The 13,737-nt window shown below is 39.4% G+C and carries 13 protein-coding genes; 7 read left to right on the forward strand and 6 right to left on the reverse strand.

Annotated features, from left to right (window positions below):
• Positions 1-22 precede the first annotated feature (22 nt).
• Together fni and BMW36_RS05235 are read left to right on the forward strand one after the other, a co-directional pair.
• A complete protein-coding gene (gene fni, locus BMW36_RS05230) occupies positions 23-1,051 on the forward strand; it encodes a type 2 isopentenyl-diphosphate Delta-isomerase (RefSeq protein ID WP_089739750.1) in 1,029 nt (342 codons plus the stop codon).
• A gap of 16 nt (positions 1,052-1,067) precedes the next feature.
• On the forward strand, positions 1,068-2,060 hold the full coding sequence (locus BMW36_RS05235; protein WP_089739753.1) for an NAD(P)/FAD-dependent oxidoreductase: 993 nt from the start codon (positions 1,068-1,070) through the stop codon (positions 2,058-2,060).
• Here BMW36_RS05235 and BMW36_RS05240 read toward each other — a convergent pair.
• The gene (locus BMW36_RS05240; RefSeq protein ID WP_089739755.1) at positions 2,008-2,589 is read right to left on the reverse strand and encodes a M15 family metallopeptidase; all 582 of its coding nucleotides are present in this window, start codon (positions 2,587-2,589) and stop codon (positions 2,008-2,010) included. The genes BMW36_RS05235 and BMW36_RS05240 overlap by 53 nt on opposite strands.
• Positions 2,590-2,776: 187 nt before the next feature.
• On the opposite strand from BMW36_RS05240, the gene ilvD reads away from it, so the two are divergent.
• The 5 genes from ilvD (at position 2,777) to BMW36_RS05265 (ending at position 8,998) form a co-directional block, all read left to right on the forward strand.
• A complete protein-coding gene (gene ilvD / locus BMW36_RS05245; protein WP_089739757.1) occupies positions 2,777-4,468 on the forward strand; it encodes a dihydroxy-acid dehydratase in 1,692 nt (563 codons plus the stop codon).
• Between the two features lie 273 nt (positions 4,469-4,741).
• Positions 4,742-5,794 carry an ABC transporter substrate-binding protein gene (locus BMW36_RS05250; protein ID WP_089739759.1) on the forward strand — a complete coding sequence of 351 codons (1,053 nt, stop codon included), beginning with the start codon at positions 4,742-4,744 and terminating at the stop codon, positions 5,792-5,794.
• A gap of 126 nt (positions 5,795-5,920) precedes the next feature.
• Entirely contained in the window at positions 5,921-6,913 is a 993-nt protein-coding gene (locus BMW36_RS05255; RefSeq protein ID WP_089739761.1) for an ABC transporter permease, read from the forward strand.
• Positions 6,906-7,700, forward strand: a complete 795-nt coding sequence (locus tag BMW36_RS05260) for an ABC transporter ATP-binding protein (protein WP_089739763.1) — start codon at positions 6,906-6,908, stop codon at positions 7,698-7,700. The genes BMW36_RS05255 and BMW36_RS05260 overlap by 8 nt, the downstream gene beginning before the upstream one ends.
• Before the next feature lie 110 nt (positions 7,701-7,810).
• Entirely contained in the window at positions 7,811-8,998 is a 1,188-nt protein-coding gene (locus BMW36_RS05265; RefSeq protein WP_089739765.1) for an aminotransferase-like domain-containing protein, read from the forward strand.
• Positions 8,999-9,031: 33 nt separating this feature from the next.
• On the opposite strand, the gene BMW36_RS05270 is transcribed toward BMW36_RS05265, so the two are convergent.
• The 5 genes from BMW36_RS05270 to BMW36_RS05290 form a co-directional block, all read right to left on the reverse strand.
• The gene (locus tag BMW36_RS05270) at positions 9,032-9,460 is read right to left on the reverse strand and encodes a YueI family protein (RefSeq protein WP_089739767.1); all 429 of its coding nucleotides are present in this window, start codon (positions 9,458-9,460) and stop codon (positions 9,032-9,034) included.
• Positions 9,461-9,592: 132 nt separating this feature from the next.
• Positions 9,593-9,979 carry an ectoine synthase gene (locus tag BMW36_RS05275; protein WP_089739769.1) on the reverse strand — a complete coding sequence of 129 codons (387 nt, stop codon included), beginning with the start codon at positions 9,977-9,979 and terminating at the stop codon, positions 9,593-9,595.
• A 62-nt stretch (positions 9,980-10,041) separates the two neighbouring features.
• A complete protein-coding gene (gene ectB / locus BMW36_RS05280) occupies positions 10,042-11,310 on the reverse strand; it encodes a diaminobutyrate--2-oxoglutarate transaminase (RefSeq protein ID WP_089739771.1) in 1,269 nt (422 codons plus the stop codon).
• A 94-nt stretch (positions 11,311-11,404) separates the two neighbouring features.
• Positions 11,405-11,917, reverse strand: a complete 513-nt coding sequence (ectA, locus tag BMW36_RS05285) for a diaminobutyrate acetyltransferase (protein ID WP_425431924.1) — start codon at positions 11,915-11,917, stop codon at positions 11,405-11,407.
• A 316-nt stretch (positions 11,918-12,233) separates the two neighbouring features.
• Positions 12,234-13,700, reverse strand: coding sequence for a catalase (locus BMW36_RS05290; protein WP_089739773.1), 1,467 nt, complete (start codon positions 13,698-13,700; stop codon positions 12,234-12,236).
• Positions 13,701-13,737 lie beyond the last annotated feature (37 nt).

The following is a 13,737-nucleotide window of genomic DNA, read 5'->3' on the forward strand; positions in this document are numbered from 1 at the left end:
GAGATAGGATAAGGAGATAATCATGACAGATTCTATTCACAGAAGAAAGAGTGAACATATTGAACTCAGCTTATCAGACGAAGCCTTAGGAAAAGGGGTAACCAATGGTTTTGATCATTATCGGTTCTGGCATAATGCACTGCCGGAAATCAGCTTTGAACAAATTGATATCTCTACAACTTTTCTAGATTATAACCTGAAAACTCCATACCTTATAAGTTCGATGACTGGCGGAGCGGAACAGGCAGAAACGATCAACCGTAATTTAGCGATAGCTGCAGCGCAGCAGGGATGGTGTTTTGCCCTTGGATCGACAAGAGTAATGGTAGAAAGTGAGAAATACCGGTCTTCTTTTCAAATAAAGCGTCTGGCACCATCCGTTCCGGTAATAGCTAATATTGGTGCAGTACAGTTAAACTACGGCCTGACAACAGACCAATGTTTGCGTATATTAGAGTGGACAGAAGCAGATGCGTTTGTGTTACATTTAAATACACTTCAGGAGGTGATTCAACCTGAGGGCGATACGGACTTTGCCGATATCCTGCCGAAGATAGAGGAACTTATAAAAGTACTGCCAGTACCTGTTGGAGTGAAAGAGGTCGGTTTTGGTATTGATGGTTCCGTTGCGAAAATGTTAACAAATGCGGGAGCGCGGTTTATTGATGTAGCAGGTGCGGGTGGCACTTCCTGGAGCCAAATTGAAAAGCTGAGATCTAATGAAAAAATAAAAAAGCAAGCTGCAGAAGCTTTTGCCGGTTGGGGAAATCCAACAGCTGATTGCTTAGTTGATGTGAAAAAGGTATTGCCAAATCAACACCTGCTCGCAAGCGGAGGTATAAGAACAGGGATGGACGCAGCCAAAGCAATTGCCCTTGGTGCGAATCATGTCGGGTTTGCACGGGGTGTATTAAAGGATGCAACTAATTCAGCGGAGGCAGTAGTTGAATGGATGAAAATAAGGGAATTGGAACTGAGAATGGCGATGTTCGGAATTGGGGCGAAAGATGTGCCGGCATTGCAAAAAACAAACCGTTTACAAAAAATCTAGACAAAGGATGAGAATAATGGGGGAAAAGTTTGATATAGCAATTATTGGCGGCGGAACTACTGGTCTTTTTGCCGCTTACTATGCAACAATGCGTCAGTTGAAAGTGGTTATAGTGGAAGCTCAGGAACAATTGGGAGGAAAGGTAATGCAGTTCCTGCCCGAAAAGAAGATTTATGATGTTGGAGGGTATCCCGAAATATCAGGAGAAGATTTAGTGAGGCAAATGATACAGCAGGCAGCAAGACATGAACCGAAAATACTAACAGGTGAGTCTGTTAAACAGATAGACAGAGAAAATAATCAATTTCATCTAGTAACAGAAAAAGGGAAGGAGATATTATCGAACACTGTATTACTGGCAACAGGAACGGGTACATTTCATACGAAGAGACCTGAAGAATGGAAGGAGCTTCCTGACTCGGAATTCAAAACGAGTGTTCCTACAACGTTAATGGACAAGGAAGACTATATAGATAAAAAAGTGATTGTAGCATCGAATAGTAAAGTTGGGGTGAACTGGGCTTTGTATCTGAGTGAATTGGCAGAAAGTGTAGCAATAATCAATTCAGAACATTCTTTTTCGCAGGTGAAACAAGAGGAACTCGATCAATTAAGTGATGCAAATATAGATGTTCACTATAATGCTAAGCTGACTGATTTTATGATGGATGATAAGGATCGATTAAAGCAGGTTGCTTTCCTTAATGAAAATGAGGACAAAGTAACAGTACCTGCAGAAAAGCTCCTTACATATTATGGACTCGAATTAGAAGCAGCCCCTTTCGATAAATGGGGGATAGAAACAAGAAAAGGAAGGATTGTGGTTACTCCGGTTATGGCGACAAATGTGGAAGGGATTTTTGCTGCAGGGGATATTGTGCAATATGAGGGGAAAACGACATTAATTGCCACAGGTTATACAGAGGCAATTACTGCCGTTAATCACGCCCATCTATTCATCGATCCAGCGGCAACCGAACAGTTGTATAGTACGGTAATTTATCGATAACATCTTCAGGCCGTTTTCCCATTTGTAATTCCCGGATACTTAAACCAAAATCCATTTGAAGGTGGGGGTAATCTTTAAATTGGGTAAAATCTCCTCCCCAGCTGAAACCGAGTGATTTAGCAATGGATACAACTTCCATCCAGTCACTTTCCCCATTATTATTCCCATCGTATTCCAAATCCCAAATTGCTTCACCGGGGTTTGGCTGGATTGCGAAGTCAATTGCTAGTCCGTAATTGTGATAAGATTCTCCGCCTTTAGCATTGGTAACAACAGTTCCTCCCTCAGATCGACCTCTTGCATAAATTGCATTTTGTTCCTCGACTGACCGGAAGTCATCTGTAATTAGTATGGGGATCCCTTTCTCTTCCGATTTATTAACAAGCTGTTCCATTGCATCCTCAACAACCGGGTGAAGGTCAGTGGGCATCGGTCTATTCGAATATTCCTGATAAGTATTATATAGATGGAGTGTCATACTACCAACCGCAATAATAACTATCAGTATGAAAATTGTCCGAATTTTCATAAATTACTCCTTTGATTTGTAATTGATTCATTTCGTATTCGAAAAATGTATGATAATATTACATTATTGGGGATGTAGCAGCAGAATTTCTCGAAATTTGATACAACCTATTATATATTGTAACACTTTTGGGAAAGAATGAGCGATGCTTCAATTCTTTCAAAAAATAGTTGGGAGGCAAAGTGGAATGGGGAGAGACTTACGTATCAAAAGTCATGTATTTGATGACTCGAAACGTGCACCGAACCGTGCTATGCTTCGTGCAGTAGGTGTAACAGACGAAGATTTTAAAAAACCAATGATTGGGATTGCCAGTACGTGGAGTGAGGTAACACCATGTAACATCCATCTGGATGATCTGGCAATTAACGCAAAAGATGGTGCAAAAGCTGCTGGCGGTGTACCAATGATTTTTAATACGATCACTGTATCGGATGGTATTTCAATGGGTACGTCAGGTATGCGATATTCTTTACCGAGTCGTGACGTCATTGCAGACTCCATTGAAACGGTCGTTGGAGCGGAGAATCTGGATGCATATGTAGCAATTGGCGGCTGTGATAAAAATATACCTGGTTGCCTGATTTCAATAGCTAGATCTGATGTTCCAGCCGTTTTTGTTTATGGCGGAACAATCGCACCAGGTTACCGAAATGGTCAGAAATTGGACATTGTGTCTGTTTTTGAAGGTGTAGGTAAACATAACAATGGGGATATTGATGATGAAGAACTAAGAGGGATAGAGTGCGCAGCATGTCCTGGTGCTGGTTCCTGTGGCGGCATGTACACGGCAAATACGATGGCAACTGCTGTAGAAGCACTTGGTATGAGCTTGCCAGGCAGCTCTTCTAATCCTGCAGAGTCCCCGGAGAAAATTGAAGATTGCCGTAAAGCGGGAGAAGCCGTTTATAAATTATTAGAAGAAGGTATCTATCCAAAAGATATCTTAACAAAAAAAGCATTTGAGAATGCGATCACAGTAGTAATGGCATTAGGTGGTTCCACAAATGCTGTTCTCCATCTGTTAGCAATTGCAAATGCTGCGCAAGTTGATATAACAATGGATGATTTCAATCGCCTGCAGGAAAAAGTTCCTCACTTAGCTGATTTGAAACCAAGTGGCCGATATGTAATGGAAGACTTATTTAAAATTGGCGGTGTTCCTGCCGTGATGCGTTTATTACTTGAAAATGGCTATCTGCATGGAGACTGTTTAACTGTGACAGGTAAAACTATTGCAGAAAATTATGCTGACGCACCTGTATTGGGAGAAGAACAGGATATCATTCGCCCATTCAGTAACCCATATCGTGAAAACGGTCCGCTTGTTGTCCTGAAAGGAAATCTGTCACCAAGTGGTGCTGTTGCGAAAGTGTCTGGTGTGAAAGTAAAACGTCATACAGGCCCTGCGCGAGTATTTAATACAGAAGAAGAAGCGACAGAAGCGGTTATGAACAATGAAATTAAAGAAGGCGATGTGCTTGTAATCCGCTATGTAGGGCCTAAAGGTGGGCCGGGAATGCCGGAAATGCTATCGATCTCTGCCATCCTTGTAGGAAAAGGCTTAGGACAAAAAGTTGCATTGCTCACTGATGGACGTTTCTCCGGAGGTACGCATGGACTGGTTGTTGGACATATTTCGCCGGAAGCACAAGTTGGCGGACCTATCGCACTGTTACAAGAGGGCGATATAGTTACGATCGATTCAGACTTGAAAGAAATTACTATGGATGTTCCGGATGAGGAATTAGAAAAGCGTCGGAAAAACTGGACAGCCCCAGAATTATATAAACGGGGAATCCTTGGTAAATATGCGCATAACGTATCCTGCTCATCCCAGGGTGCGGTAACTGATTTTATTAATCGAAAAGATTTATAAGGAACACTTAGGAAAAGGTTGTCACTTTCGCTCAGAAGACAGCCTTTTCTTTCTTTAATAAAGAAGATGGAAATTACAAATTTTAGGTAATATGAACCATGGTAAAACTAATTCAGATATACAGCAGGAAACGGGCTAAATTGGTACCGGGCGTGGATAACCGAGTATTTCCATCAATGAAAGTCATAAGAAAGTATACCTATCAAACTAAAGCTATGCTATAATGTAACATAGCTTTAATTTGATATTTCAGAAAATTGGGGGAGACAAATAATGAAAAGAAATAGGTTATGGCTATTATTAGCAGCATTTCTTAGTGCAGCAGTTCTTACTGCGTGTGGAACTGGCGAAGAGAACGCGGATGACAGCTCATCATCTGAGGAAAATGCCGGGGGAGAACAAAGTGCAGGAGAAGAAGAAGCTGATTCTGATCAAGTGTATACAATTGGAGCAACACAAATTGAGGAACACCCTTCATTAGATGCAGCATATGAAGGATTTCAGGCGGCAATTAATGATTCTGGGCTAGAAGTTGAATTCAAGTATGAAAGCGCACAGGGTGACCAAAATAATGCAATTACAATTGCGAATAATTTTGTTGCTGACGGTGTTGATCTAATTTTCGCAAACTCAACACCAAGTGCTCAAAGCGCGTTGCAAGCAACGAGTGATATTCCAATTCTATTTACATCTGTAACAGATGCAGTTGAAGCAGGTTTAGTGGAAGCAAATGACCAGCCTGGTGAAAATATTACAGGGGTACTTGATTTACACCCTGATGCAATTACAAGTACGGTTGCATTCATCGAAGAGAATTATCCAGGTGCAACTGTAGGATTGATTTACGATGCAGGTGAAGCAAACTCTGTGGCGCAAATCAATGCAGTAAATGCAGCTATCGAAGGCACTGATTTAAGTACTGCAGAAGCTACAGTTGGGAATTCATCAGAAGTACAGCAAGCAGCTACATCACTTGTAGGTGAAGCGGATGTTATCTATATCGTTACAGATAATACAGTAGTTTCTGCACTGGAATCAGTTATTGGAGTAGCAGAAGAGCAAAGTATCCCGTTAATTGTTGGTGAACCGGACTCAGTGAAACGTGGTGGTTTTGCAGCATATGGCTTCTCATATTATGATATAGGCTACCGCACCGGGGAAATGGCTGTAGAGATATTAAAAGGTGAAAAAACAACAGCAGATTTCCCTGTAGAGATTCCGCCAAATCTAGACTTATACCTAAATAAAGCCGCAGCAGAAGCTCAAGGTGTGGAGTGGAATGATGCCTGGGATGAGGAAGCGGAGCTAGTCGAAACAGAAGAATAAGAGATACAGCCTCGACATTGCTAGATTGGAATGATGTCGAGGTTTTCTCAAAATATGATACTATACTAGAGAAATATAGATTGTAAAAGCCAAGTTTTTTCGAACAGGACAGAAAGGAAGAGAGACATGTGGTTTATTTCCGTATTCGGCGCTTTTGAGGCTGGAATTATATATGCGCTGATGGCTTTAGGGGTCTATCTTTCATTTCGTATTTTAGATTTTCCTGATTTAACAGTAGATGGAAGTTTTGTTACTGGTGGTGCAGTTGCCGCCATTTCAATTGTTAATGGGGTTCCACCAGTTTTAGCTACTTTTTATGCGTTTGTAGCTGGTTTTATAGCTGGTTCGATAACAGGTATTTTGAATACGAAAGGAAAGATCAATCCGCTTTTATCAGGTATATTAATGATGATTGCATTATACTCGATTAATATAAGAATAATGGGTAAATCGAATGTTGCGTTACTAAATGAACCAACAATCTTTAAACAAATAGAAGGATTTTGGGGATCATTAGGTATTGATACTGTGTTAAATAATATGGTTTCAGCTTTAGGAGCAGACAATTTACCTGGAACATGGTCTGTTGTCATTATTATGATTATTATTACATTAGTGATTAAATTTTTAACAGACTATTTCTTAAAAACAGAGGTAGGCCTTGCATTAAGAGCAACAGGAGATAATGAGAAAATGATTCGCAGTTTCTCAGCTAACACTGATATCTTAACCATCATTGGTTTAGGTATTTCTAATGCATTGGTTGCCTTATCCGGCGCACTTATCGCTCAATATGGCGGTTTTACGGATATAGGTATGGGTATTGGTATGATTGTAATTGGTTTAGCATCCGTAATTATTGGGGAAGCACTTTTTGGTACAAAAACGATTGCAAGGACAACTCTCGCTGTAATTGGTGGTGCAATTGTTTATCGAATTGTCTTAGTTCTGGCTCTTAAAGTTGACTTTTTAGAATCCAGTGACACTAAGTTAATTACGGCGGTAATTGTTATTGCAGCACTTATTACACCTAAAATTATCACAGCAAGAAAAGAATCTGTACGCAAGAAAAAGAAGCGGGCAATGCTAGCCAGAGGAGAGGGGGCTAACAATGCTTAACATGAAAGATATTTCAGTCACATTTAATGAAGGTACATTAGATGAGAAGAAAGCATTGCAAAATGTAAATCTGCATCTCGAGAAAGGTGACTTTGTCACTGTTATAGGTAGTAATGGTGCAGGAAAATCTACTTTAATGAATATGATATCCGGATCTCTTAAGCCTGATATCGGTTCTGTTTCTATTAATAATAAAGATGTAACTATTCTGCCAGAGTATAAGCGGTCACGTTACATCGGTCGTGTGTTCCAGGATCCGATGGCAGGAACTGCTCCGACAATGACTATTGAGGAAAATTTAGCAATGGCATATGCGAGAAACAAAAAGCGCACATTAAAAATTGGAGTGAGTAAGAAAAGAAAGGCGACTTTTAAGAACCATCTCGAGACACTTCATCTAGGATTAGAAAACCGGTTAAATGCGAAAGTTGGTTTACTATCAGGTGGGGAGCGTCAGGCATTATCCTTACTAATGGCGACTTTCACGGAACCGAATATTTTGTTATTGGATGAGCATACAGCAGCATTAGACCCTTCAAGAGCAGAACTGATTACTAACTTAACTGGTGAAGTAGTTAATCAATTTGGCTTAACTACATTGATGGTTACCCATAATATGCAGCAGGCGCTGGACTTAGGTAACCGCCTGATTATGATGGATAAAGGGCAAATTATTCTGGAGGTTTCCGGGGAAGAGAAGAAATCTTTAACGATAGAAAAATTGCTTCAGGAATTTCAACGTATTCGTGGACAGCAAATGGATAGTGATAGAGCCGTACTCGGTTGACAGGTGAGACAGTTACTTATTCATAGTAACTGTCTTTTATAAAAGGAAAATAGATAAATGAAATAAAAAGATTCAGAATTTTTCGAATATAATCTAAGGGGATGACAGAAGTGAAATATGGCTTTTCAGAAAGAGTAAAATTTATGAAATCATCTGCTGTTCGGGATATTTTAAAAGTTATTAATCAGGGTAATATCATTTCTTTTGCAGGAGGTTTGCCTGAAGAAAGTTTATTTCCTGTTAAAGCTGTAGACGCAGCATTCCATAAGGCGGTAACAACAAATAATAAAGCTTTGCAATATGGAGAAACAGAAGGTGTAGCTGCATTGAGAGCTGCTTTAGCTGAAAGAATGAGAAAGAAAGGATTGATTAGAGATCCTGATAATATTCTTATTACATCCGGAAGTCAGCAAGCAATTGATCTATTTTCCAGAGTAATGTTTAACAAAGGGGATATCATTCTTACAGAGAATCCAACATACTTAGCAGCACTGCAGGTATTTGAATCATATGAAACAAGAGTAGTTGCAGTTGATTCAGATGATGATGGAATGGTTATCGCTGACTTAGAAGAAAAAATTACGAGACTAAAACCAAAATGCATTTATGTTGTTCCGACATATTCTAACCCTACCGGGAAAGTATGGTCATTAGATCGCCGGGAAAAATTATTAGAGCTTGCTAATAAATATCATGTAGTAATCTTTGAAGATGATCCTTATGGAGAACTTCAATTTGATAAGGAAGCAGCTCCTCCGTCTATTGCTTCACTTGATGAGAATGGTTTAGTGTTGTATACGAGTACTTTTTCTAAAACTGTTGTGCCTGCAATGAGAATTGGCTGGATTGTCGGTCCGCACCAGATAATCCGCATCATGGCACAGGCCAAACAGGCAACAGATTTACACACAAATTCGATTAGTCAGCATGCACTGGTTCATCTTCTGCGAGACTTTGATATTGATGAGCATATTCAAACAATTAGAGATACGTATTATGAGAGAATGCAGGTAATGAAAGAATTACTAGATACAGTAAATCTGGAAGGACTCGAATATATTGAACCAAAGGGTGGAATGTTCTTCTGGGTTACTCTTCCTGAAGAGATAAATGCGACAAAATTACTGGATGAAGCAGTGAAAGCAGGAGTTGCATATGTACCAGGTGCACCATTTTACGTATCGGATGCTGAACAAAACACGATGCGCCTCAATTTTACAAATTCATCACCAGCATTGATAAGAGAGGGAATGGAAAAGTTAGTAAAAGTATTAGAAAAATCAAGATTACAAGTATAAGGGGAAACGAAGAGAGATCTCTCTTCGTTTTCTTTATCCGCCAAATAGCTTTTGCCAGAAATTTTTCTTCTTAGGTTCGCTCTCTGCTGGCTGTTCTTCTTTCAGGAAGATATCTTTTTTATCAACAGCATGGTCCATAGTTAAAACAAGACCGTAATCAGTAGTAGATTCACGATCTGTAACTGAAGTATAGGATACATTTAAACGGTTAGCGAGCTCGCGGTATGGTTTGAAAAAGCGGAAATTCATATCGCCATTCATCAGCATTTGTGCTGTTGGGTATTGGTTGATTGCCCGTTCTAGCTCTGACAATCCTTTTGCTCCGCGGACATCTGATTGCTTTAACACAAGAATTACTCTTTCCCGCAGTGAGCCGAGAAAAGCTCTCCGTTCATCTGGATTGGTTTGCTTTGGACCGTAAATGCCCTCTTGTATATAATCATCTAGTTTATTATTACCCATTCAAGCCACCTCTTTTAATATACTCTCTTTTAGTATATGCCAAAATAAAAAACTCCCCAAGAAAAAAGGGAGTTTTTTGGATAAGAAATGTTATGTCAAACTAAGGGATGGGGGATCCCTTAAATTTACTAATTAATCTTCATCTACTGGATATACACCATTTTCATCATGAACTTCATTACCTGTTAAAGGCGGGTTGAACACACAAACCATACGCATATCTGTTTTTGCGCGTAATAAATGTTCATCATTTTTATCTAATGCATAAAGCGTGTCCTTTGTAATTGGCCACACTTTGTTATCGCTAAGTGTCACTACTTCACCTTCACCTTCAATACAATAAACAGTTTCCAGGTGATTTTTATACCAGATATGTGTTTCAGTACCTGCTTTAATAATAGTATCGTTAACAGAGTACCCCATACCAACATCTTTGTTAATTAGACGGCGGCTGACCCAGTTACCTCCATCTACGTCATGCTCTGTACCTAAAATATCTTGTAATTTTACTACTTTCATGAAATATGTCCTCCTATAGTATGTTTATTATATTAAACTCTAGTTAGATTAGCTGTGTCTAATTAATTAGCAACAGGATCTTTTACTAGATGTTTTACACTTTCTTCAATAATATCCAAGCCTTTCACCAGATCTTCTTTTGGAATATTAAGTGCAGGGAATAGTTTAAATACTTCATCATTTGGTCCAGCAGTTTCCATAATCAGGCCTAATTCAAAGCATTTTGCTGCTACGTTTGCAGCTAAGCCTTCTACTTCTGAAGCAATCCCAACCATAAATCCTCGGCCGCGCACTTCTCCTTTAATTTCCGGATAGTCTGCAACGATTTTTTCAAGTCTGCTGTACATAATTTCAGATTTTTCATGAATTTGTTTCTCAAAAGAATCGTCTTTCCAATAATCGAGAGCTGCAGTTGCTGTTACGAATGCATGGTTATTTCCACGGAAAGTACCATTATGCTCGCCTGGCTTCCAGATATCCAGTTCTGGTTTAATTAATGTTACTGCAAGTGGCAGACCATAGCCGCTTAGTGATTTAGACAGACATACGATATCAGGTTTAATTCCAGCAGCTTCAAAACTGAAGAATGTACCTGTTCGTCCAATACCTGCCTGAACATCATCAATAATTAGTAAAATACCCCAACGGCGACAGATTTCTTCGATTTTTCGCAGCCATTCGAAGCGAGCAGCATTTATACCACCTTCACCTTGTACTGTTTCTACAATCATCGCAGCTGGTATAGCTACACCACTTCCGTTATCTTCTAAGAAACGCTCAAGATAAACGAGTGTATCATGATCGACATAGTTATCATAGGCCATTGTTACAGTATTTTGCAGTGGAATACCTGCACCTTGACGTTTCATAGAGTTACCTGTAACGGAAAGTGAACCAATTGTCATACCATGAAATCCGCCGGTGAAGCTGATTATATCGGTACGTCCAGTTACTTTACGAGCTAGTTTTAGTGCGCTTTCTACAGTATTTGTACCAGTTGGACCAGGGAACATTACTTTATAATCCAATTCACGAGGGTTTAAAATAACATCCTGGAACTTCTGTAAAAATTCTGCTTTTGCAGTAGAGGCCATATCCAGTGAGTGGGTGATTCCATCACTCATGATATAATCTGCAAGCTTCTGTTTCATATGGTCATCATTGTGGCCATAGTTCAGTGCACCTGCTCCAGAAAAGAAGTCCAAATATTCTTTCCCATTTTCATCCCACATTTTATGTTTCTTTGCTTTCGTGAAAACTGTAGGGAAGTTACGGATATAACTTCTTACTACAGACTCGTGCTTATTAATAATATCAATATTTTTAGACATTCAATTTCCTCCTAAATATATAGAAATAATAAGAATTATAACCATCGTTAATTTTCTGTTTCTTATACGGTAAGTTTCAGAATATTCTGACTTCCTAGTGTGCAATAGGGCCAACTATGAACTTTAACTCTTGTTCATGACCTTCACCAGGAAACAAATCTTCTGTGAAGAATTCAGTTGACTGTATTTCAGTATCGAAATCACGTGCCAATTTTTGAAATAATGATTGTGAAGCACGATTAGATGGTGTGATGGTTGCTTCGACGAACGTAACTTCCTGACATGCCTTACTTTCTAAGAGAAAGTGAAGCATTTTAGAAGCAATGCCTTTCCCTCGTTGTGAAGCATCCACTCCCACTTGCCAAATGAAAATGGCATCTTCGTTTTTCGGAGGGATAAACGCGGTGATAAAACCAACCACTTGGTTATTTTGTTTTGCTACAACACAGGTTTCGTTAAAATATTCACTCATCAAAATGTATTTGTAAGAAGAATTTGTATCCAATGTTGATTGGGTTACTAACTCCCACATTGCTGCTCCATCTTCTTTTGAAGGGTGGCTCAGCGTTATTTTCTGATCTGGAGTTTGTTCAAATTGTTTATTAATCACATTTTACTCCTTTCCATTCGGAAAATTTTCCGTAACACAAATAGTACATTTTATATGTTATCGGGTTATGGAGATAATCTCAAATCGCTTATACAGTGATTAAACTGTATTAATCATGGTCTGTTATCCTGAGGTGGATTCATTTAGATTACCTTTATAAATCCTTCCAAATTGTCATGTATTCTTACAAATGAGCAAAATTTGCTCATAAATTCAATCTAACAATACCCCGCTTTCACAAATTAAAAACTTACTTTTAAAAAATAAAAGAAAAAAGAGACCAGCAGAATGGCTGATCTCAAATAGAATTTTATTATTTTTTCAAGTGTGCTGGTACTTCTGTGTTTAATTTCGCAGCAATTCCTTCTGCTAGTTCCGGGTCTACTTTATAAAAGTTTTCCAACTGACGTTCAATAATTCCCTCACGAGTTACTCCACTCATATGGTCAGCAAAGTTCTGAATTAGACGCTCACGTTCTTCATCATTCATTACATCGCGGAATAGAGCGCGTGGCTGAGAATAGTGATCATCACTGTCATAAGAAACACTGTCAGCAAAGCCACTTACTTCAAATGGGCTGATCTTGTTTTCAGGTGTCTCTTTCGGTGTATCTGTAAAACTGTTTGGCTCATAATTTGGAGCACTTCCTCCGTTACCGTCAAAGCGCATTTGCCCGTCACGCTGGTTATTGTTAACAGGTGACTTTGCCTGGTTGATTGGTAATGCTTCATGGTTTGCACCAATACGGTAGCGGTGTGCATCAGAATATGCAAATAAACGTCCTTGCAGCATTTTATCCGGAGATGCTTCGATACCAGGTACAAAGTGTGCTGGTGATAAGGCAGCCTGTTCTACTTCTGCAAAGTAGTTTTCTGGATTACGGTCCAATACCATACGGCCTACTTCAATTAATGGGTAATCTGCGTGTGGCCATACTTTTGTTACATCAAACGGATCATAGCGGTATGTTTTTGCATCTTCAAATGGCATGATCTGAACTTTAAGTGTCCAAGAAGGATAGTTACCTTCCGCGATCGCATTAAATAAGTCTTCGGTATGGTAATCAGGATTTGTTCCAGCGATCTTATCAGCTACTTCCGGATCTAAACCTTGCACCCCTTGATCGGAAATAAAGTGATATTTAACCCATACGGCTTCTCCGTCTTTATTAACCCATTTAAAGGTATGGCTGCCGTAACCGTTCATATGACGAAGAGTTGCAGGGATACCGCGGTCAGAATGCAAATAAGTAATCTGGTGCAGTGATTCTGGTGACAATGACCAGAAATCCCAAACAGCATTTGTGTCTTTTAAGTTAGTTTGCGGGTTCCGTTTTTGAGTATGAATGAAATCAGGGAACTTAATCGCATCACGAATAAAGAAAATTGGCGTATTGTTACCAACTAAATCATAGTTACCTTCTTCCGTATAGAATTTTACTGCAAATCCCCTTGGGTCTCTAACTGTATCTGCTGAACCTAATTCTCCGGCAACAGTTGAGAAACGGATGAACATTGGTGTCTTTTTGCCTACTTCAGATAAGAATGCAGCTTTTGTGTATTTTGATACATCATTTGTCACTTCAAAATATCCGTGTGCACCCGCACCTTTCGCATGAACAACACGCTCTGGTACACGTTCACGGTTAAAATGTGCCAATTTCTCGAGTAAATGCACATCCTGAATTAATGTCGGTCCTCTATGACCAGCAGTTATAGAATTTTGATTATCGCCTACAGGCGCGCCTGATGCTGTAGTTAAGTATTTTTTGTCACTCATTATAAAGCACATCTCCTTCTTATGAATAATTCATATC

The sequence above is a fragment of the Gracilibacillus ureilyticus genome, from assembly GCF_900111195.1.
Lineage (GTDB): Bacteria > Bacillota > Bacilli > Bacillales > Amphibacillaceae > Gracilibacillus > Gracilibacillus ureilyticus.

Excerpts from the sequence above, each read along its gene's own strand:
- fni (WP_089739750.1), top strand. The coding sequence starts at position 23 with ATGACAGATTCTATTCACAGAAGAAAGAGTGAACATATTGAACTCAGC.
- BMW36_RS05235 (WP_089739753.1), top strand. The coding sequence starts at position 1,068 with ATGGGGGAAAAGTTTGATATAGCAATTATTGGCGGCGGAACTACTGGT.
- BMW36_RS05240 (WP_089739755.1), bottom strand. The coding sequence starts at position 2,589 with ATGAAAATTCGGACAATTTTCATACTGATAGTTATTATTGCGGTTGGT.
- ilvD (WP_089739757.1), top strand. The coding sequence starts at position 2,777 with ATGGGGAGAGACTTACGTATCAAAAGTCATGTATTTGATGACTCGAAA.
- BMW36_RS05250 (WP_089739759.1), top strand. The coding sequence starts at position 4,742 with ATGAAAAGAAATAGGTTATGGCTATTATTAGCAGCATTTCTTAGTGCA.
- BMW36_RS05255 (WP_089739761.1), top strand. The coding sequence starts at position 5,921 with ATGTGGTTTATTTCCGTATTCGGCGCTTTTGAGGCTGGAATTATATAT.
- BMW36_RS05260 (WP_089739763.1), top strand. The coding sequence starts at position 6,906 with ATGCTTAACATGAAAGATATTTCAGTCACATTTAATGAAGGTACATTA.
- BMW36_RS05270 (WP_089739767.1), bottom strand. The coding sequence starts at position 9,460 with ATGGGTAATAATAAACTAGATGATTATATACAAGAGGGCATTTACGGT.
- BMW36_RS05275 (WP_089739769.1), bottom strand. The coding sequence starts at position 9,979 with ATGAAAGTAGTAAAATTACAAGATATTTTAGGTACAGAGCATGACGTA.
- ectB (WP_089739771.1), bottom strand. The coding sequence starts at position 11,310 with ATGTCTAAAAATATTGATATTATTAATAAGCACGAGTCTGTAGTAAGA.
- BMW36_RS05290 (WP_089739773.1), bottom strand. The coding sequence starts at position 13,700 with ATGAGTGACAAAAAATACTTAACTACAGCATCAGGCGCGCCTGTAGGC.